This is a genomic window from Luteitalea pratensis, from assembly GCF_001618865.1.
GTDB classification, from domain to species: Bacteria; Acidobacteriota; Vicinamibacteria; order Vicinamibacterales; family Vicinamibacteraceae; genus Luteitalea; species Luteitalea pratensis.
In genome coordinates, this window is the sequence record NZ_CP015136.1 from 4,415,033 (window position 1) to 4,434,192 (window position 19,160).

The 19,160-nt window shown below is 68.1% G+C and carries 23 protein-coding genes; 2 read left to right on the forward strand and 21 right to left on the reverse strand.

The genetic code is table 11. From position 1 onward, the window contains the following. The first annotated feature begins 60 nt into the window (after positions 1-60). Together fliS and LuPra_RS18110 are read left to right on the forward strand one after the other, a co-directional pair. On the forward strand, positions 61-447 hold the full coding sequence (gene fliS, locus LuPra_RS18105) for a flagellar export chaperone FliS (protein WP_162271439.1): 387 nt from the start codon (positions 61-63) through the stop codon (positions 445-447). A 24-nt stretch (positions 448-471) separates the two neighbouring features. Further along, entirely contained in the window at positions 472-942 is a 471-nt protein-coding gene (locus LuPra_RS18110) for a hypothetical protein (RefSeq protein WP_110172045.1), read from the forward strand. A 238-nt stretch (positions 943-1,180) separates the two neighbouring features. Here the strand turns inward: LuPra_RS18110 and LuPra_RS18115 are convergent, their stop codons facing one another. From LuPra_RS18115 to LuPra_RS18215, 21 genes are all read right to left on the reverse strand, one after another. Continuing rightward, the gene (locus LuPra_RS18115; protein WP_110172046.1) at positions 1,181-2,128 is read right to left on the reverse strand and encodes a GNAT family N-acetyltransferase; all 948 of its coding nucleotides are present in this window, start codon (positions 2,126-2,128) and stop codon (positions 1,181-1,183) included. Next, complete coding sequence (gene csrA, locus LuPra_RS18120; RefSeq protein ID WP_110172047.1) at positions 2,125-2,364, reverse strand: carbon storage regulator CsrA; 240 nt, start codon at positions 2,362-2,364, stop codon at positions 2,125-2,127. Before csrA ends, LuPra_RS18115 begins: the two co-directional genes overlap by 4 nt. A 15-nt stretch (positions 2,365-2,379) precedes the next feature. Beyond that, positions 2,380-2,829: a flagellar assembly protein FliW gene (gene fliW, locus LuPra_RS18125; protein ID WP_110172048.1), complete on the reverse strand. Its 450-nt coding sequence runs from the start codon at positions 2,827-2,829 to the stop codon at positions 2,380-2,382. Further along, the gene (gene flgL / locus LuPra_RS18130; RefSeq protein WP_110172049.1) at positions 2,826-3,722 is read right to left on the reverse strand and encodes a flagellar hook-associated protein FlgL; all 897 of its coding nucleotides are present in this window, start codon (positions 3,720-3,722) and stop codon (positions 2,826-2,828) included. The genes fliW and flgL overlap by 4 nt, the downstream gene beginning before the upstream one ends. A gap of 13 nt (positions 3,723-3,735) precedes the next feature. Further along, a complete protein-coding gene (flgK, locus tag LuPra_RS18135; RefSeq protein WP_110172050.1) occupies positions 3,736-5,100 on the reverse strand; it encodes a flagellar hook-associated protein FlgK in 1,365 nt (454 codons plus the stop codon). After that, positions 5,100-5,462: a hypothetical protein gene (locus LuPra_RS18140; RefSeq protein WP_110172051.1), complete on the reverse strand. Its 363-nt coding sequence runs from the start codon at positions 5,460-5,462 to the stop codon at positions 5,100-5,102. Before LuPra_RS18140 ends, flgK begins: the two co-directional genes overlap by 1 nt. A 37-nt stretch (positions 5,463-5,499) precedes the next feature. Further along, positions 5,500-5,793 carry a flagellar biosynthesis anti-sigma factor FlgM gene (gene flgM / locus LuPra_RS18145; RefSeq protein ID WP_110172052.1) on the reverse strand — a complete coding sequence of 98 codons (294 nt, stop codon included), beginning with the start codon at positions 5,791-5,793 and terminating at the stop codon, positions 5,500-5,502. A gap of 60 nt (positions 5,794-5,853) precedes the next feature. Beyond that, positions 5,854-6,732: a peptidoglycan DD-metalloendopeptidase family protein gene (locus LuPra_RS18150; protein WP_110172053.1), complete on the reverse strand. Its 879-nt coding sequence runs from the start codon at positions 6,730-6,732 to the stop codon at positions 5,854-5,856. 110 nt (positions 6,733-6,842) lie between these two features. After that, entirely contained in the window at positions 6,843-7,937 is a 1,095-nt protein-coding gene (locus LuPra_RS18155) for a flagellar basal body P-ring protein FlgI (RefSeq protein WP_110174760.1), read from the reverse strand. A 208-nt stretch (positions 7,938-8,145) separates the two neighbouring features. Beyond that, positions 8,146-8,829 (reverse strand): flagellar basal body L-ring protein FlgH, encoded by a 684-nt coding sequence (locus LuPra_RS18160; protein ID WP_157899354.1) that lies wholly within the window; start codon positions 8,827-8,829, stop codon positions 8,146-8,148. 7 nt (positions 8,830-8,836) lie between these two features. Beyond that, positions 8,837-9,565, reverse strand: coding sequence for a flagellar basal body P-ring formation chaperone FlgA (gene flgA, locus LuPra_RS18165; protein ID WP_157899355.1), 729 nt, complete (start codon positions 9,563-9,565; stop codon positions 8,837-8,839). Beyond that, positions 9,555-10,343: a flagellar basal-body rod protein FlgG gene (flgG, locus tag LuPra_RS18170; protein WP_110172056.1), complete on the reverse strand. Its 789-nt coding sequence runs from the start codon at positions 10,341-10,343 to the stop codon at positions 9,555-9,557. Before flgG ends, flgA begins: the two co-directional genes overlap by 11 nt. 150 nt (positions 10,344-10,493) lie before the next feature. After that, positions 10,494-11,198, reverse strand: a complete 705-nt coding sequence (locus tag LuPra_RS18175; protein WP_234800454.1) for a flagellar hook-basal body protein — start codon at positions 11,196-11,198, stop codon at positions 10,494-10,496. Continuing rightward, entirely contained in the window at positions 11,195-11,962 is a 768-nt protein-coding gene (locus tag LuPra_RS18180) for a GspE/PulE/PilB domain-containing protein (RefSeq protein WP_157899356.1), read from the reverse strand. Before LuPra_RS18180 ends, LuPra_RS18175 begins: the two co-directional genes overlap by 4 nt. Before the next feature lie 31 nt (positions 11,963-11,993). After that, positions 11,994-12,458 (reverse strand): hypothetical protein, encoded by a 465-nt coding sequence (locus tag LuPra_RS18185; protein WP_110172059.1) that lies wholly within the window; start codon positions 12,456-12,458, stop codon positions 11,994-11,996. An 11-nt stretch (positions 12,459-12,469) separates the two neighbouring features. Continuing rightward, positions 12,470-13,255, reverse strand: a complete 786-nt coding sequence (locus LuPra_RS18190) for a FliM/FliN family flagellar motor switch protein (protein WP_110172060.1) — start codon at positions 13,253-13,255, stop codon at positions 12,470-12,472. Next, positions 13,248-14,240 (reverse strand): flagellar motor switch protein FliM, encoded by a 993-nt coding sequence (gene fliM, locus LuPra_RS18195; protein WP_157899357.1) that lies wholly within the window; start codon positions 14,238-14,240, stop codon positions 13,248-13,250. The genes LuPra_RS18190 and fliM overlap by 8 nt, the downstream gene beginning before the upstream one ends. After that, positions 14,237-14,983: a sigma-70 family RNA polymerase sigma factor gene (locus LuPra_RS18200; protein WP_157899358.1), complete on the reverse strand. Its 747-nt coding sequence runs from the start codon at positions 14,981-14,983 to the stop codon at positions 14,237-14,239. Before LuPra_RS18200 ends, fliM begins: the two co-directional genes overlap by 4 nt. A gap of 38 nt (positions 14,984-15,021) precedes the next feature. After that, a complete protein-coding gene (locus tag LuPra_RS18205; RefSeq protein WP_110172063.1) occupies positions 15,022-16,032 on the reverse strand; it encodes a flagellar biosynthesis protein FlhF in 1,011 nt (336 codons plus the stop codon). 4 nt (positions 16,033-16,036) lie between these two features. Beyond that, on the reverse strand, positions 16,037-18,082 hold the full coding sequence (gene flhA / locus LuPra_RS18210; RefSeq protein ID WP_110172064.1) for a flagellar biosynthesis protein FlhA: 2,046 nt from the start codon (positions 18,080-18,082) through the stop codon (positions 16,037-16,039). Between the two features lie 16 nt (positions 18,083-18,098). Beyond that, positions 18,099-19,160, reverse strand: a complete 1,062-nt coding sequence (locus tag LuPra_RS18215; protein WP_110172065.1) for an EscU/YscU/HrcU family type III secretion system export apparatus switch protein — start codon at positions 19,158-19,160, stop codon at positions 18,099-18,101.

Here is a 19,160-nt window from a genome sequence, read left to right on the forward strand (position 1 = left end):
CGACAGTTACCAATGTCCACACTTCTCGCTTACGCGGCACCCGTCCGCCCGAATCCTTCCATGCACAACAAGGGTGCCCAGGCCTATCTGCAGACGCACGTCCAGTCCCGCACGCCGGTCGAACTCGTCGTCATGCTCTACGACGGCGCGATCAGGTTCCTCGGTCAGGCGCGCGACGCGATGGCGAGCGGCGACCTCGTGGTCAAGCGGCACGCGCTGTCGCGCGGTCTCGCGATCGTGCAGGAACTGCAGCACATGCTGAACATGGAGGCGGGCGGTGAAGTTGCCCAACGCCTGGACGGCCTCTACACTTACGTCCTCGGCCGCTGCTACGAGGCCAATGTGCAGCGCGACACGAAGGGCCTCGAGGAGGCCATCAGACTGCTGACGCCGCTGCGTGACGCATGGGCAAGCGTCGCAGCGACCCCGACGACTCCGGGCGCGTGACCGGACCAGCCCTGGAGGCTGCGCGTGACTGCAGATCTTGCGACGGCACTTGCCGACTACCGTACCGGCATGGACGCCGAGTTGCAGGTGCTTGCGCAGCTCGAGTCGATTGCCACACGCCAGCACGCTCTGCCTCACCCCCCACCCGCCGAGGTCCTGACGAGCCTCGGGCTCGAACGTGAACGGCACCTCACGGCGCTGACCGGCCTCGAACAGCAGCTTCAACCCCTGCGCGCGCTCGTCGCCGCGCACCTCGAACTCGCGCGCACGCTACCGGGATTTACCGGCGTCGAGGAACGCCACCGCCGCGCTGGCGAATACGTCGCCACGATCATGCGCCTCGACGGCGAGAGCCTGGAGGCCCTCCAGCGTGCCGACCAGGAACGGCGCGCCGCCGCCCACGACCTGGAAGCCGGCGAGGCAACGCTCGCGGCGTATCGACGCGTGCTGCAGCAGCCGCAGCCTTCGGCCGGGCTCTTCAACGAGCGCGGCTAGCGCCTGCCGGTTGCGTTGACGGCCCTCGTCGAACAAGGGAAGAGGGAGAACGAAGAAGTCAACAGGAAAGTACAAAAGGGACAAGGACAAGAGAGAGAAGGGACAAGGCGCACGCCTGCTGCACGCGGCTAGTGCGGTTTACCTTGAACCTCTTTCCTTGTGTCTTGTCACTTGTGATTTCCTGTTTACTTATTCGTGGTCACTTGTCTCTTGGTCACCGTCGCTAACGCGGCCTGGTCTATGCCGAGGCCGCCACTGGCGTTGACAGCACGCGACGGCCGAGCGGGCGCTCGGCATGCAGGAAGTACCCGGTCTGCACGAAACCGCGGGCGTCGTAGAGCGCTCGGGCGTGCGCGTTGTCCTCGCTCACCAGCAGCGTCGCCACGGCACGGTCGTGGCTCACGCCCCAGGACATCATCGTGTCGAGCATGCGGCTGGCCAGGCGCTGACGTCGCGCGTCGGGATCGACGACGAGTTGCGCGAGGTGGATCGTCCGCTGCGACAATCCCGTGACCACGGAGGCGCCTAGTACCTGTCCTGCCGCCGCCCCCGGCGCCACCATGCTTGCCCCGGGGAGGAACTGGCCGAGCGCCGCGCCACGCGTGAGCTGCCCCAGGTACTGGGCCCACTCCTCGAGGCGGCCATGCGGCGCGAAGCACCTCGCGCCGGCCACTCCCGAGTACGCGCGCGAGAAGAGCCGGACCAGGTCGGGGCCGTCGCCGTCGACCATGGCCCGCAAGCCGGGCTCGATCGGGACCACGCACGATCGTTCGAGCGCCCGCCGCAGGTACCAGTAGCGGGTCACCGAGAACCGTCTCCGCTGCAAGGCACTCTCGCAGGCCGGGCTGTCGGGATAGACGAAGAGGAGCACCTCGTGCGCGAGCGAGGCCTCGGGGGTCTTGAAGATTGCATCGAGCAACAGGCGCACGCCATCCGCGGTGCGCGAGTGGAGCGCGCCGACCTGCAGCACGCCGTGCTGTACCAGGAAGTAGGTCCAGCCGACGATGCTCTGGCCCGGCCCGCGAACAACGAGCCCGGGCAGCGTGCCTTCGGCGCGCGCGTGCTCCAGGATCTGCAGCGACGGCCCGAGGTCCCATTGCAGGCCGTTGGCCCACCGCGCGCGCTCGGTTTCGTACACCGGCCGCATCGCGTCGGCCGACAGGTTGCGCCAGTCGTCGAGCCTCACGACGTGCCGTCCGGCTGCTTCACCAGGCGCGCCCGCGAGGCCGGCAGTCCGGCCGGGGCGGCCGCGCGGCGGTTCTCCTCGCGAATCTGGTCGTAGACCTCCTGCCGGTGCACCGGGACGTCAGTCGGCGCGGTCACGCCGAGACGCACCGCATCCTTGCTGACCCGCAGCACGCGGATCTCGATGCCATCGGCGACGATAATCGCTTCGTTGCGTCGGCGCGTGAAGACCAGCACGGGCAGATTCCTCGCTCAGAACAACTGCGCGAGCTCGAACCGCAGCGGGTACAGGCTGTTCGAGGGCATCAGCTGGTAACCCAGCATCCGCGTGGGGTTCACGACGACAGGCGCACGCAGGTTCACGAGCGTCTGGTCGTCAAGGACGGTCACCACTGCAAGCCACACCAGCGCTGCCTCGTCGGGCTCGCCGAGACGCGCCCGATCGACGTCGGACAACACGCAGCGGTAGTCGGGGAAGGCGCGCCGCGGATCGACTGCCAGGAACGAGGCCGACGGGCCCTCCACCGACTGCAGGCACTGAAACGGATCGAGTTCGCGCGAGGACAGCACGACGAACCGGCGGCACTCCTCAAAGCCGGGCAAGCCGGCGGGAAAGGCAATGATTTCGTCGGTCGACACGTCGAACGTGCCGAAGGCGGTCTCCACGCGGGTGACGTCGCCTGGTGGTAGAAGTGGGCTCATCGGAGGTAGTCCATCAACGAGGCCTTCTGGCTCGTGCCGGCCGCGGCAATCGCGACCTGCTGAGCCTGCTGGGCGCGGCTCATCTCGGAGATGGCCTCGGCCAGGCTGATCTCTTCAGCCTGCGATCGACGCGTGTCGCTCGCGCGCCGCAGTTCGTCGAGGCGCGCCTTCTCGGCCGGCAGCGCGCTCAGCGTCGCACCGACACGGCTCTGCGCCGAGGTCACGCGATTGAACGCCTCCTCCAGCGCGGACAGCCCGCTGTCGATGCCGGCCATGTCGCCGGACCGCACGGCGGCCGCCAGGGCGTCAAGGCTCCGGAACAGGTCAGACGAGGCACTCCCCTGCATCAGGCTGCCGCCATCGACCGTCACCGCCGCCGACGACGTGCGCGAGACGTCCACCTGCACGACGTTCGCATCGCCCTGGTAAGCGGAGATCGTCGCGCCGGCGCGCGTGTACGGCGCCGACGTGTTGTCGGCTCCGGCAAACAGGTAGATGCCGCGGTAACTGGTATTGACCGCCGTGAAGAGGGCTTCCTTCGCGCCATCGATCTCGAGGGCCACGGCTTCGCGCTGTTCCGGCGTCAGCACCGTCGTGCGGCCCGATACGGCCCTGGTCTGCGCCGTGGTGATGCTGGAAATGATGTCGCTGAGGACGGCGTCGGTCACGCGCAGGCGCGAGTCCACCGAGTCGTTGGCGTCACGGTACCGATCGACGGCGCGAATTTCGGCCCGCTCGCGCAGTCCGATGGTCGCGGCGGCCGGGTCGTCGCTCGCCTGCTGCAACCGCTGCCCGGACGACACCTGCTGCTGGGCGCGCGCGAAGGCCTCGGCCGTGCTCTGGATGTCGCGCAACGAGTTGCGGAAGAGTGTGTTGCTGGTGACGCGGAACATTGGCGGCCTCGCGCTAGCGCTTCAGTGACAACAACGTCTGGATCGTCTCGTCGATCACGGTGAAGAACTGCGCGTTGGCCTGATAGGCCCGCTGGAAGCGCATCATCATCGCGGCTTCTTCATCGATCGAGATGCCCGACACGCTGTCGCGCAGTTGCTCGATCTGGTGGACGATCTCGCCCCGGCTGGCCTGCTCGGTGCGGGCGCGGCTGACGTCACTGCCGACGCTGTAGACCAGCGCCGACCACGCCTCGTCGGCAGTCTGCCCGTTCACGATCGCACCATCCCGCAGATCGGCCAGCTTGCGCGCGACGCCGTTGTCGCCAGGCGCAACCAAGCCGGCAGCAGCGATCCGTGAGGGATTGCCGAGCAGGGCCGGATCGACCGACAGCGCCGCGGCGGCTCCCGCGACACCGGCCGGGGGCGTGAAGAAATTGCCGCCGGCAGTGCCGTTCAGATCGAAGCCGGTCGCATGCACCGTGTTGACCGCGGTCGCCACGCCGTACGCAACCTGATCGAGTTGCGCGACATATCCCGGGATGTCGCGATCACGAACCTGCAAGACCCCACCGAGATGACCATCGGTGATTTCGGCGGTGATGTCGCGCCCACCCGCCTGTACGGTCGCGTAACCGGATGGCGGACCGCTCACCGCACTCAGCGGATACGCATCGTCGCCGATCACGAGCGGCCGGCCGCTGCGGGTCACGATCTGCACCGTGCCGTCGTTCATTTCCAGCACCTGTGTGCCGAGCAGCCCCGACAACTCCTTCACGGCCTCGACCTGCTGGTCGCGCAGATGCAGCGTCTGCGACGGGTCGGAGGAGCCGATCGACTTGTTCAGCGAGGCTATGCGGCTGGAGAGTTCGTTGATGCTCGCGACGTCCTCGCGGACGCGCGCGTCGGTGGCTCGCGCCGCGTCGGTCAGGCGCGAGGCCATGCCGTTGAAGGCCCTGGCGAGTGACTCGGCTTCCGAGACCACCTGTTGCCGTGCCGTCGGCGACGTCGGGGCGTCGGCCAGTTCGGCGAACGCGTCGAAGAAATCCGCGAGGTCGGCGTCGATCGAGCTCCCGGGCTGCCCGAGTGCCACTTCGGCCAGGCCGAGCGAATCGGCCATCGCCGACTGCTGTTGTTCGAGCGGCGACTCGTCGAACAGTCGCTGGTCGTACAGGCGATCGCGCATCGAGCGCACGCCGAGGACCTCGACGCCGTTGCCCGCCGAGAAGCGGTCCGGCGGCGGGATCGCGCCGAGATCGGCGACGCGCTTGGTGTACCCGGGCGTGTTGACGTTCGCGAGGTTGTTGCCGACCACATCCAGGCCGAAGCGCTGGACGTCGAGGGCCCGCGCGGTGGTGCCGAGCATGCCGAAGAGCGACATCAGCCTCTCGCAGTCAGGAAGGTGCCGCCGCCGCTCTGGGCCACGGGACGACCCACAGGGCTGTAGCCGCGCGGGGCATTGAGGGTCGCCGGTGACTGCCCCGCCATGAGGGACAGTGAGAGTCCGAGTCGCCGACAACGTGCGAGTGCCGTCATCACCGCCACGGCGTGTGCCGGGGTCAGCGTGTCGCCGTTCGCGCTCCCGTCGACCGCCGCAGCGCGGAAGTCGCCGCTCGTGGCTTCGATCACGTGCTGGCACGCCGTGATGGCGTCCTGGTCGGCATACGCCAGGGCGTCGCCCAATGCCGCGAGGGCCCGCGCCAGGGCGTCTGCCGTGGTGCTCAGTCGGGATGTCTCAGTCACACCCCACGCTCCTCGTTCTGGCCGGGCTCAGCCCGGCCTATGTCGACAAGAGGCTGTCGATGAGGCGATCCGCAAGCCGGCCCGGGTCGTTGCCGATCTCGCCGGCCGCCAACTTGGCCTTGGCGCGGTCAACGACGTCCTGCCGAATCTCCGGTGCCTTGCTGGCGGCGTCCACCGCCTTGCCGAGCAGGCGTGCATCGGCAGAAACCTCGACGCGGTCGCCGGCATCCACACCACCACGCGCCTGTTGCGTGCGCTGTCCGGCTTTGTCGACCTGCTGGGTCTGGCCGGCGTCCTGTACGCCCGAGGGGCGATCGCCCTGAATCTTCATCGTCTACTCCTGTCGCGCACGACGAGACAGCCGGCGCTTGGAGGAGGAATCGGCAGCCGCTCACTGACCTTTAGTGTCACTCGTCAAATTCCTGACGAACTGCTCCGGATCCACCCGTCGACCAGCTTGCGTCACCTCGAAATGCAGGTGCGGACCGGTCGACCGGCCCGTGCTGCCCACCCGACCCACGTGCTGCCCCTGACTCACGACGTCGCCAGCCTTCACATCCAGCGAGGCGAGGTGCGCATAGCGCGTCTCGATTCCGTCGGCATGCCGGAGGACGACGGTGAGTCCGTATCCTCCCTGGGCCTCTGCGGTGACCACGGTGCCGCTCGCAGCGGCCGGCACCTCGGTGCCATACCTGGCTGCAAGGTCGATGCCGCCGTGAAATTTCGTGTGGCCTTTCAACGGATCGTTGCGCCAGCCGTACGCCGAACTCACACGACCGGCCATTTCCAGCGAAAGGCCACCATCGGCGCTGCCTGCAGGCGCTTGCGGTACGGGCGCGACCTGTCGAGAAGCCGACATGGCGGCAGCCGACGTCGTCGGCAACAGGGCCGGTGAACCGACAGGCATCGCGCGACCAGCTGCCGGCGTCACGATCGATCCGGGCGCGACCGCGCCCTGCTGTCGTTGCCACGCGTCGACGAGCGTCGGCGCCAGCCCGATCCCGCCGGCCTTGGCCAGGTGCAGCGCCAGCTCCTGATCGATCGTCGAACTGTAGGTCTCCTTGCCCAGGCCGTCGCCTTCTCCCCCGTCGTCGAGGAGCGACTTGCGCATCTGCTTGATCATTTCCAGCATCAGCATCGACTCGAACTGGGCCGCCAGTTCTCCGAGTTTCTCCCTCTCGGCGGCCGGCGACGACGTGCGATCGAGCGTCGTCAACCGGTCGGCACCAGGGGTGGGGAACGAAAGCGGGGAGTGCGCGTCGGCGGACATGGGTGGGAGTCGCGAATCGGGAGTCGGGAGTCGGGAGTAGTCGGTGCCGGGTGCCGGGTATGGCTGCCTCGCGCCAGGTCAGGTCGACGGTCAGCTGATGACGATCTCGGCTAGATGATCACGATTTCCGCGCGGAGCGAGCCCGCGGCCTTGAGTGCCTGGACGATCGCGATGATGTCGCGCGGGGTGACGCCGAGCGAGTTGAGCGCACGGACCACCGCATCCAGCGTGACCCCCTCGTCGAGAGCGATCAGTCTCGCGTCGCGCTCGCTGACGTCGACGTTCTGGTTGGGCACGACGACCGTGTCGGCACGACTCGGACCCCACGAGGCATTGGGCTGCGAGACGTCGAAGCGCGTGGAGATGCGGACCGCGAGCGAGCCGTGGGCCACCGCCGCAGCGCCGAGCGTCACCTGCGCCCCGATGACGACCGTGCCCGTACGCTCGTTGATCACCACGCGCGCCGGCATGTCGGATTCCACCGGCAACGGTTCGATCCGTGCCATCAGTTCGGGGATGTTGCCGCGGAAGTGTGCCGGGACCGCGATCGAGACCGTCGCCGGGTCCAGCGCCTTCGCGGTGCCGACACCGAGCGCGCCGTCGACGGCCGCGGCCAGCCGCGAGGCGGTCGAGAAGTCCGGCGTGTTCAGGGCCAGCATCACCTGCTCGCCATCGGGCACCGTCGTCCGTGGCTGCACCTGCACCAGGCCACCGCCGGGCACCCGGCCCGCGGTCAGGTGATTGACCTGCACGCCGTTGGCCGCATTGCCGGCGCCGAAGCCGCCAAGCGTCAGCGGCCCCTGCGCGAGCGCCACCACCTGGCCGTCCATGCCGCGCAGGGGTGTCGGGACGAGCGTGCCGCCCTGCAGGCTGCGCGCGTCGCCGATTGACGAGACGAGGATGTCGAGTCGCACGCCCGGCCGCGCGAAGGGCGGCAGTTCCGAACTGACCATCACCGCGGCGATGTTTTCCACCTTCATCATCTCCGGCGTCACGACGACGCCGAACCGTTCGAGCGTGTTCGCGAGCGAGACGTTCGTGAAGAGCGTCTGCCGCTTGTCGCCGGTCCGGTTGAGACCGATGACCAGGCCATAGCCGATGAGCGGCGTCGGGCGCACGCCAACGAGCGAGGCGATGTCCTTCACGCGCATCGACGCGCCGCTGCGGGCGCGCAACGGTGCGCTGCCCAGGACCACCGTCGCCATCAGCACCGCACAGATCACCCGAGACATTGCGTCGCTCCGAAAGAGTTCACACCCGAAACCGTCGAATAGGCCGGCGGCTACACCTGTCGTCGTCCGCTCGCGACCGTCGACCTGAAGGTCGACGGCTACAACTTCGACTCCCGCTTCCCCACTGCCGCTTCCCGACTCCCGGTTCCCGATTCCCGGTTCCCGGTTCCCGGTCCACGACTCAGAAAACCTTGTTCAGCACCCGCACCAGCCAGCCCGGCTTCAGGTTGTCCTTCATAAGGCCCTTCCCGTAGTACTGGATGCGCAGTTGGGCGACCTGCGTGGACAGCACCTGGTTGCTGCGGCGCAGGTCCTGCGCACGGACGATGCCGGTCAGCACGACGACCTGGCGCTCGCCATTGAGGTCGATCTCGCGCACGCCTTCCAGTACCAGGTCGCCATTGGGCAGTACCTCGCTGACCCGCGTTGTCATCGTCGCGGTCAGCATGCTGGTGCGCGTGGTGCTGCCACCGCCCTTGAAGGCGCTCTCGTAACGGGTGCTCGCCAGGTTGTTGGGATCGATGCTGTCTGGCAGCTTGGTCTCGAGCCCGAACAACGTCGGCACCGCGGCCTTGGCCTTGCTCTCCTTGTCCAGCTGCGAATCGGCGGTGGCCGACGACTCGATGTTCTCGATGACCCGCACGGTGATGAGGTCGTTGACCCGGCTCGCCCGCCGGTCCGACGTCAGGCCAGTGATCCAGTCGAACGACGGCTCGTCGGACGGCGCGGCCGAGGCCCTTGCGAGCTGGCGGGCGGTCTCGAGGTGACGCGCGACCGCCTGGTCGTACGTGTCGTTGGACGGCTTGGTGCTGGACTGGGCGAACAGCGGCGCGGCAGCGAGCAGGCTGCCCACGGCTGCGATCACGATCCGCCTAAGAACCATGGAACACCTCGACCATCGCGGCGGCGACGATTCGCGCGCGCAGGCGCTTGCGACTGTCTGGATTGACGACGATCACTGTCTCTCCCAACCCACCGGACTGAGCGGCAATCGCGCGGCCTCGCACTTCGATCGCGCCGATGCGCGCAATCGTCACCACTTCCTCACCAGACGCGACCATCTCGTGTGCGACGAGCGCTACCGGCGTGATGACCTCGCCGGGCATGAGTGTCTTGCGGGTCGAAACACCGGTTACCGCGTCCATGGTCGGCAGCACGCCGAACACCTGGCGACCGATGTCGCCGCGGACGACTTCGACGTCGTCCGGGTTGATGACGCTTCGCATGGCCACGCGCTGCCGCGCTCGCACGTGGCTTGCGGCAACATCGATGCGGGCGGTGAGCCGCCCGATGCGGCGTGCGGGCCCCTCGCCCGCCGCATACAACACGAATCGCACCGGACCCGCGGTGCGGCTCGACGGTTCAGGCACGGCCCTGGTCACGAGCGTCGCATCTCCCGTGACCGAGAGCACCGGCTCGGAGACGGTCACCTCGGCGTCAACGCCGAAGGCCTCGCGCACAGCGGCGGTGGCCACCGCAGCGGCCCTGTCGACATCTGCCGAGGTCTGCGCGCCGGCCGGAACGGCGACGGCCAGCCACACGGAAGCAGCCAGGCCCATGTGCCGCCAGGCAAGACGCGGCCGGATGGCGTCAGCGAGCAAGGTTGTTCACCTGCGAGAGCATCTCGTCGGCCGTGCGAATGACCTTCGAGTTGGCTTCGTACGCACGCTGGCCGAGGATCATGTTCACCATCTCCTCGACGATGCTGACGTTGGATTCCTCGAGAAATCCCTGCTGCAGGGTGCCGAGGCCGTCGGTGCCCGGCAACCCGGTGATGGCATCGCCCGACGCCGTCGTCACCGTGAACAGGTTGCTGCCCATCGCGTGCAAGCCGGCCGGATTCTGGAAGGCCGCGATCTCGATGGTGCCGACCTGCTGCGGCGCGCTCTCGCCCGCCACCGTCGCCGAGACGATGCCGTCCTTCGAGATCGTCACCGAGACGGCGTTGGACGGGATGGTGATCGAGGGTTCCAGCACATAGCCCTCGTTGGTGACCAGCGTCCCTTCCTGGTTGACGTGCAGGTTGCCCGACCGCGTATAGGCCTCCTGTCCGTCTGGCAGTGTGACCTGCAGGAAGCCACGCCCCTCGATCGCCACGTCGTAGGGCGCGTTCGTTGCGCGCAGGTTGCCGCTGGCGAAGTCGCGCGAGATCGCCACCGGCTTGGCGCCGAGCCCGAGTTCCATGCCAATCGGCGATTCCGCTGTCGCATCGGTCGGCGTGCCCGGCGCGGCGATCTGCTGGTAGACCAGGTCCTCGAACTCGACGCGGCTCTTCTTGAACCCCGACGTGTTCACGTTGGCCAGGTTGTGCGCGATGTTGTCGATGTTGGCCTGCTGCGCGTTCATGCCGCTCGCGGCGGTGTACATCGCTCGAATCATGGTCGTCCTCGATCTGTCGATTACCGGTTCGCCGAAGTGCGGCTCATCACTTGGGTCGGCGGCCTTCGTCGTTCGGCCTTCGGCCTTCGGAGAGTCATGCCCGTGTTTCGTGTTGGCCGTTAGGCATCAGGCATCAGGCATTAGGCATTACTAGCGCCGCCCCAGTTCCGTGATGGCGCGCCCGTCCAGTTCGGTGCTGAGGATGTTGAGCCCGCGCTGCAGGGCCTCGAAGCCGCGCGCGACCTCGGTGAGCGCCACCATGCGGTCGACGACCGAGACGTTGGACGCCTCGAGCATGCCGGCGCGGACCGTGGTGGCCTCGGCATCGACTGGTGCGGCCGTGCCCGGCGCCCGGAAGCGACCGAGGTCCTCGCGCTGCAGGGTCGAGTAGTCGTCGAAGTCGACGATCCGCAGCTTGCCCGCCGCCTTCGTCCCCACACTCACGGTGCCGTCGTCGGCGACGCTGACCGGGCCGGTCGCCTTGCCGACCTTGAGCGGGCCCTTCTCGGTCTGCACTGCGTGACCGTCTGCCGTGGTGACCGTCCCGTCGGCAGCCAGCGAGAAGTTGCCGTTGCGCGTGTAGCGCGTGCCCTGGGGCGTGTCGATCACGAAGAAGCCGCGGCCCTCGAGCGCAAAGTCGAGATCACGGCCGGTCCTCTCCATCGAGCCGGGCCGGAAGTCGAGATGTCCGGGGCCGGGCGCGACGTCGACAGCAGCCTGCAACGTCCGGCCGAAGTTGGGACGTTCGACGGCATTCGTGGTGACGCGTTCGGCCTTGTAGCCCGCGGTCTTGGCATTGGCGATGTCGCCGGCCAGCCGATCGAGCTGCTCCAACCGCGTTCGCAATCCGCTCAATGCTGCGTACGTGCCGCCTGCCATGTGTGCTCCGTCCGAGAGGACGCGACAATCAGGTCTTCACTGCCCGATGCCCCGTCGAGCCGTATCCATGCAAATCCCGGGCCCCACGTGTGTTGCCATGTCGCGGCGCGTCCTGCGATCGCAGCGTCGGCAATGCGTCGGGCTGCCTGCACCGCCGACAGCCGGCCGACACCCGGGGCCGGCGACGGCGTGACGTCAGCCCCATAGGCGTCGAGCAGTTCGCGCAGCATCGCATCGCTCACCAGGTAGGGCCGGACGCGCAATCCCGTACCGGACTGCAGGGCGGCGATGGCCATGCGCGGTAACGGCGCAGTCACCGCGATCCGCAGCGTGCCGTCGCGATCGCTCTCGAGCGGCACGACACCCAATGCCTGGACGACGGTGCGCGAGAGGCCACCCACGGTCTTGCGCACGGCTCTCACGTCGACCTTGGTCAGGAAGCCCACGCCCGACTGGCGCGCGAGCGCATGCGTGATCGTGAGTTCCTCGACCGCGCCCATCGCCACGAGCTGGGCACCGAGACGGAGTCCGGTCGTGGCCTGGCTCGCGAGCGCCTGCGCGAGGACGTCGGAAGAGATGCTGCGCGACGCCAGCAGCGTTGCGCCGAGCCGCACCGGCGGCATGGTCGGCACGCGCGCGATGCTCGGCGGCCGCAGTGCCTCGAGGCGCCGCGCTGTCGCATCGGCGAGGCAGCCGGGACCGCAGAACCATTCACTGTCGAAAGTAATGCCGCGGCGCATCGCGGCGAGGAGCCGCCAGGCGCGGCAATCGCTATGCGCGCAGCGACGCACGTCCACTCTCCGTCGTCTTGCGGCTACGCCCGGAGGCACCGGCGTCGGCGAGCGACAGGCGAAGCCGCACCTCCCCCTCTGACACCCGCTCGGCAACGGCGATCTCCTTGACCGTCCGGCCACGACGTGCCGCCGCGCGAAGCCGCACTGCCGTGGGGCGCGCAGGAGTGGCTGCCGGTGCCGCCGCGCGCTTGTCCGCCGTAGCCTTGGCGAAGGGGGACGAGGCCGCGCTCGCTGTTGAGAGGCGCTCGATCTCGGTGGCGACCTGCCGGAAGCCGGTCTCGGTCGTGTCGGTCAGCAGGTTGATGCCCTCCTGCAGGCGGACGACCCGCTGCTCGAGTTCGACAGTGTGTCGCAGCGCGCGGACGAGACGGGTGGCGACGAGCAGAATCACGCCGGTCGCCAGGAGCAGGATCGAGGTCATCACGAGCATCGGGATCGTCATCGAGGCACTCCTCAAAATTCCAGGCTGAGAAGGCGGTCTGCCGGGCTGACCACCTCGCTCACTCGCACGCCGTAGCACCCGGACACCACGACGACCTGGCCGCGTGCCACGAGGCGGCCGTTCACCAGCAGGTCGACGGGATCCTCGGGCGAACGTGCCAGGTCGATCATCGAACCCGGGCCCAGCCGCGCCAGGCCTTCGAGCGTCATCTGCGTCTCGCCGAAGCGAACGGTGATCGGCAGCTCGATATCGAGCACGACGTCGAGGTTGCGTGGCGGCGCAGCGAGCGAGGCACCCATCGAAGCGGCGGGCGGCGGCGCTGCCGGCATGGCGGTACGCGATGGCTCGGGTGACAGGCCCGCGACCGTACGTCCCCAGCCGACGATCCGGATCGGATCGCCCGTGCCCATCATCAGGTCGTAGTGCTGCGCGTCGGGCACCACGGGAGCGGTCGCCGGGACCGGTGTCTCGATGATGAGATCGAGCCCTTTGCCCTTGCCGTGCGCGTGTGCACTGGCGGCCTGGCCGAGGAGCTCCTTCATCGTGTCGACGATGTCGGCGTCGGCGACGAGGCTGGCGTCACCCAGGATCGACGCCACGAGCCGTGTCGCGTCGGCCTGGCCCACGCCGAGCCACACGGTGCCGACCGCGCTGCCACCGACCTGTATGGGTACCTGCCAGTCCACGGTCACTTCGCCCACGGTCGGCATGGTACGGACTGCCGTACCGGTCATCGCCCCAAGCGATGCCCCGAGGCTGGTCGCGAGTGCGTCCAGGAGCGTCCGTGTGTCAGCCATGCACCACCTCCGGGACCGCGGGATTGGCCACGGCGTGCAGCAGGCGCACGCCGGCGCGGCCGTGTTCCTGCATCGGATACCCCTCGAACTTCACCGTGTCGCAGACGCGGATCTGCAGCGGATCCGAGAGACGATGACCGAGCGCAAGCACGTCACCCGGCGCGAGTTCGAGCACGTCCCGCGCCGGCAGCGTCGTCTCGACCGTCGCTGACACGCCCACCGGCAAGTGGCCGAGCGTCCGCCAGAACTGATAGCGGTCGTTCATCGTCGGCTCTCGGTGCGAGCGGTACCAGGTGTGGGTGAACGAGTCGCCCAGGGTCTCGATCGCCGTCGCCGGCAGGCAGAAATTCAACATTCCGCGGGCGTCGCCGATCTTGATGTCGAAGCCAATGAGGACGACGACTTCATTCGGGGCAGCGACCTGCAACATCTGGGGACGGGTGTCCCGGCCGTTGACCCGGAACCGCACGTCGACGATGTTGCGCCACGTCTCGGTCAGATGCTCCAGTACCAGCTTCACGACGCCATCGATCACGTTGTGTTCTATTTCGGTCAATCCGCGCGTCGGCGCCATCCCCTTGCCGGAACCCCCGAGCATCCGGTCGATCATCGAGAACGCCACCGAGGGGTTCAGCTCGAGTGCGCCCAATCCTTCGATGGGCGTCAGCGAGATCGCATAGAACGCCGTGGGATCGGGCAGCGACATCAGGAATTCGGAGTATGTGAACTGTTCCACGGAGGTCACGTTCACGTCGGTGACGGTGCGCAGGTATGCCGAAAGGGACGTCGAGATGTTGCGGGCGAAGCGATCGTGCAGGAAATGCAGCGAGCGGATCTGCTCCTTGTTGACCCGATCCGGCCGGCGGAAGTTGTAGACGATGACCGACTCGCCCGCGAGGGGCATTTCGGTGTGCGTCGTCTTCTCCAGGGCCGCGGCCGATGTCAGCAGCGCATCGATCTCGTCCTGCGAGAGGATCTTGCTCACGCCCTCGTCCCCGGCTTCTGCAGCCGTGCCTTGAGGCTGGTGCGGAGTCGGGACAGAGCCAGCGAACGCAGCTGTGACACGCGCGACTCGCACACCCCGATGACCGCGCCGATTTCGGCCATGGTCATCTCTTCCTCGTAGTAGAGGGCCAGGATCTGGCGTTCCCGTTCGGGCAGTTCCATGATCGCTTGCGCGAGCAGGACACGCAGTTCCTTGCGTTCGAGCTGCGCGTCGGGTCCTTCATCGACGTCGATGCACAGCTCGAGGAGGGGCTGGCCGTCTTCACCGGTCGCATCCAGCTGCCTGATGGCCCCGACGTCCAGCGTACGGACCTGGTCCATCGCCTTGTCGTACTCGGACGGCGACATCTGCATCTGGCCCGCGACTTCGTCCTCGGTCGGCTCGCGCTTCAGCTCGGCGCGCAGCTTGGCGACCGCGCCATCGAGTTCCCGACGCATGCGCCGCAGCGAGCGCGGTGCCCAGTCGAGATCGCGCAGGGCGTCGAGCATGGCGCCCTGGACACGGCGGCGGGCGAATGCGTCAAACGGGACGCCCATCGACACCTTGTACCGTCCGGCGGCGTCGATGAGGCCCATCACCCCGACGCTGATCAGGTCGGTCATCTCCACTTGCGCCGGCAAGCGCTGCGCGAGGCGATGCGCCATGGCCTTGACGAGACCGACATGCGCGATCACCAGTTGGTCGCGGTCCATATGGCTCGCCTGGGGGATCAGTACCGGCACGGCCTTTTCTCCTGTCCTGCGCCCTCTCGCGGGGGCATTCATGCGTGCACCACCGGCACCTGCCCGAGCAGGCACGCCGCGATCATTTCGGGTTCGCCCTCGACGAGATCCTCGGGAACCCGTTGCCCGAGGCCGATCAACGACACCGGTACTTCGCGCTCACGCAGCGCGCGCACCAGCGGCATCACCGTTTCGGCCTCGTCCACTTTCGACATCACGATCCTGTCGGCGCCCGCCCCCGCAAACCGCTCCCAGAGGCGATCGAAGTCGCGCGGGGTGGTCGCGCCCGGCACCACCAAATGTGTGCGTACGTGCGGCAGCGCCGCCAGGGCCGCAAGGAAGGCGCCTGCCTCCTCGTTGGCCGGCGACAGACCCGGCGTGTCCACGAGCACGGGCAGCTTGCTGCCGTTCACCGCACCGGTCACCTCCTCGGGCGTCCGGGCGACGACGAAGGGGCTGCCGATGATGTCGGCGTAGAGCCGCAGTTGCTCGATCGCACCGACACGGTAGCCGTCGGCGGCGACGAGGCGGAATCGCCGCTCGCCGCGGGCGCGGGCCTGGGCCGCGATTTTGGCGATGGTGGTCGTCTTGCCGACGCCCGGAGGGCCGATGAAGACGTTCACGTCGCCGAGCGCCTGGCCACGCGCTGCGATGGGCAGCAGGCAGGAGGCCAGGGCTTCGCGAATCTGCCCCTGCGACGCGTCACGGCGACGCGCCTGGGGCATCTGTTCGACGACCGACTCGGCGAGGTCGCGATCGAGGCCGGTGGCGATGAGGCGGGCGACGAGACCATCGGTGACCGGGCTGCGCGCATCGGTCGTCACGGTGCGCGCGGCGTGTGCGGTATTGGTCGTCCACGATCGTCGGTTCTCCGACACTCCGGCACCGATGAATGCCGAGACTTCGACTTCGCGGCCACCGAGCCAGCCCCGCCAGCCGGATGCCGGCACGAGCCGCGTGCCCAGCACGAGGGCCGACGGCCCGAGGGCTTCCTTGGCCTGCGCAAGGGCGTCACGAACGCTGGAACTGCGAAAACGCTGTGGAGTCATGGCGTCAATCGAGTACGGCTACGGGCGCGACCTTCACGTGAGTGGGCACTTCGCTGTGCGAGAGCACCCCTATCTGCGGCAGCACCCGGGTGAACAATCGCCACAGGTGAGGACGCAGTGCTGGAGAACACAAAAGCACAGGCTGTGCCACTGCCGTTTCGAGGGCGCGGGCGATACGTGACGCCATGTGCTGGGCATCGTTCGGATCGATCGCGAGCACCACGCCATGCTCGGTCCGGACGATGGCTTGCATCAGGCGCTCCTCGAGCGACGGCGCCAGGTTGATGGTCGGGAGATCGCCCTGTTCGGTCTGATGCTGGCGGCAGATGGCGCGACCGAGCGCCTGCCGCACGGCCTCGTTCAACTGGTCGGCGTCCTTGGTCTGCCCGGCGACGTCGGCGAGCGCCTCGAGAATCGTCGTCAGGTCCTTGACCGGGACGCGTTCGCGCAGCAGCTGCCGCAGGACGCGCTGGACGTCGCCGAGACCGAGCAGCTTCGGGATCAGGTCGTCGATCAGGCGCGGCGACTGCTGCGCCACGCGGTCGACCATGTCCTTGGTGTGCTGGCGCGTCAGCAGGTCCGGCAGGAAGTTCCTGATGATTTCCGACAGGTGGGTCGAGAGCGCCGTGGTCGGATCGACGACCGTGAAACCGGCGGCAGTGGCCGCATCCCGCTGCTCGGCCCGCACCCAGAGTGCCGGCAGCCCGAACGCGGGCTCGCGCGCCGTCGTCCCCTCGATGGTGCCGGTCGCGGTTCCGGGATTGATGGCCAGCAGCCGGTCCGGCATCAGCTCGGCACGCGCGACTTCGACGCCTTTCACGAGCAGCGCGTAGGTGCGCGGCCCGAGCTGGAGGTTGTCGGCGACGTGAACGGGCGGGACGATCATCCCCGTCTCGGTGGCGATCTGCCGCCGGATCGATTTCACCCGCTGCAGGAGCGTGCCGCCCTGGCGTTCGTCGACCAGCGCGATCAGCGCGTAGCCGACTTCGACGCTGAGCGGATCGACCGACGCGAGGGTCTCGACACTCTGTTCGGGCTGGGCGGGTGTGCCGCCCGTGTCGAGCGGCCCGTCGAGCGCCGCGTCGCCTGTCTCCGCCCGGTTGGCGTAGGCGGCGTACGCGAACGCCGCGGCGACGAGGAAGAACGCCATCTTCGGGAGCCCTGGCACGAGGCCCATCGCGAAGAGGACGGCGGCGCCGATGGCCAGCGGCTGCATCTTGCTGAGCAGCTGCGTCGCGACATCCTCGCCGAGCGAGGACTCCGACGAGGCGCGCGTCGTGATCAGGCCGCCCGACATCGACACCAGCAACGCCGGGATCGCCGTCACCAGCCCCTCGCCCACCGTCAGGATGGTGAACGTCTTTGCCGCTTCGCCGATCTCCATGTCGTACTGCATGACGCCGATCACCAGGCCGGCGATGATGTTCACGCCGGTGATCAGCAGTGCGGCCAGTGAATCGCGCTGCGTGAAGCGGATGGCGCCGTCCATCGCGCCGTAGAAGTCGGCCTCCTTGCGCACGTTGTCGCGCCGCCGCTTGGCCTCGCGCTCGTCGATCGCGCCGGCGTTCAGGTCGGCGTCGATCGACATCTGCTTGCCGGGCATCGCGTCGAGCGTGAAGCGCGCCGTGACTTCCGAGATGCGGACCGCGCCGTGGTTGATGACCACGTACTGGATGGCCACCAGGACCAGGAAGACCACGACCCCGACGACGAAGTTGCCACCGACCACGAACTGGCCGAACGACATGATCACGTGACCGGCCGCGTCGACGCCCTCGGCGCCGTACAACAGGATCAGCCGCGTGCCTGCGACGTTCAGCGACAGCCGCAGCAGGGTCAGCAACAACAGCAGCGACGGAAAGACCGTGAACTCGATCGGATCACGCACGTAGACGGCCGTCAGCAGCAACACGACCGACAGGGCGATGTCCACCGACAGCAGCAGGTCCAAAATGATCGTCGGCAGCGGCAGCACCATCAGCGCCAGCACCAGGATGACGACACCCGGCACCAGGAGCTGGGACGGCCCGAACGGCTTGGCACTCGACATCACGCGCTCCTCGGCTTCACAGGACCAGCTGCTTGAGACGAATCAGGTACGCCAGCACTTCGGCCACGGCCTCGAACAGGTCGCCGGGAATGAACTCCCCGACGTCGACCTGCCGGTAGATGGCCCGCGCCAGCGGCGGGTTCTCGACGATCGGCACGCCGTGCTCGCGGGCGATCGTCCGGATCTTCAGCGCGATGTTGTCGGCTCCCTTGGCCACCACTTCGGGCGCCGCCTGGCCGCGCGTGTACCGCAGCGCCACCGCGAAGTGGGTCGGGTTGGTCACGACCACGGTGGCCTTCGGGACGGCGGCGAGCATCCGCTTGCGGAACATCTCGCGCTGCACGCGACGCACGCGCGCCTTGATCTCCGGGTTGCCTTCGGCCAGCTTGTGGTCGTCACGGACCTCCTGCTTGGTCATCTTCAGCGACTGCGCGGTGCGCCACTTCTGCAGTCCGAAGTCCGCGGCCGCGAGCGCCAGCAGCGCGATGGAGGCGCGCTTGAGGAACGCCACGGTGTGCGCCCAGGCGCCGATGCCGGAAGCGAGCGGATCGAGCAGCGCAAAGCGTGTCGAGTCGGCCAGCAGCCCCGAGACGGCCGACCAGGCGACGGTACCGACGATGCTGGCCGCAATGATCGTCTTGACGAGATTCAGTCCGGCCTGCGACGGCATCAGGCGCTTGAACCCCGCAGCCGGGTTCAGCCGGGTGAGGTCGATGCGAAGCGCTTCGGTGGCGATGTTCAAGCCGCCCTGTGCCTGCGCCGACGCGGCCGTGGCCACCAGGGCAGCCAGCGCGAGCGGACCGACCAGCCAGCCAATCTGCGTCACACTGCTCACCGCCAGGTTCACGACCTCGCCCGACGTGATGGAGACCGACCGGGCGTCTCCCATGCGCGTGAGACCGGTGGCCATCACGGTGCCCATGCCCGAGACGAGCGAGGGTCCCCAGTAGGCCAGCACCATCAGCGCCGCCCCGAGATGGAAGGCATCGTTGAGATCGCGGCTGCGCGCGACCTGGCCGCGCTTGGCCGCGTCCTTCAGGCGCCGCGATGTGGGTTTTTCTGTGCGGTCGTCGGACAT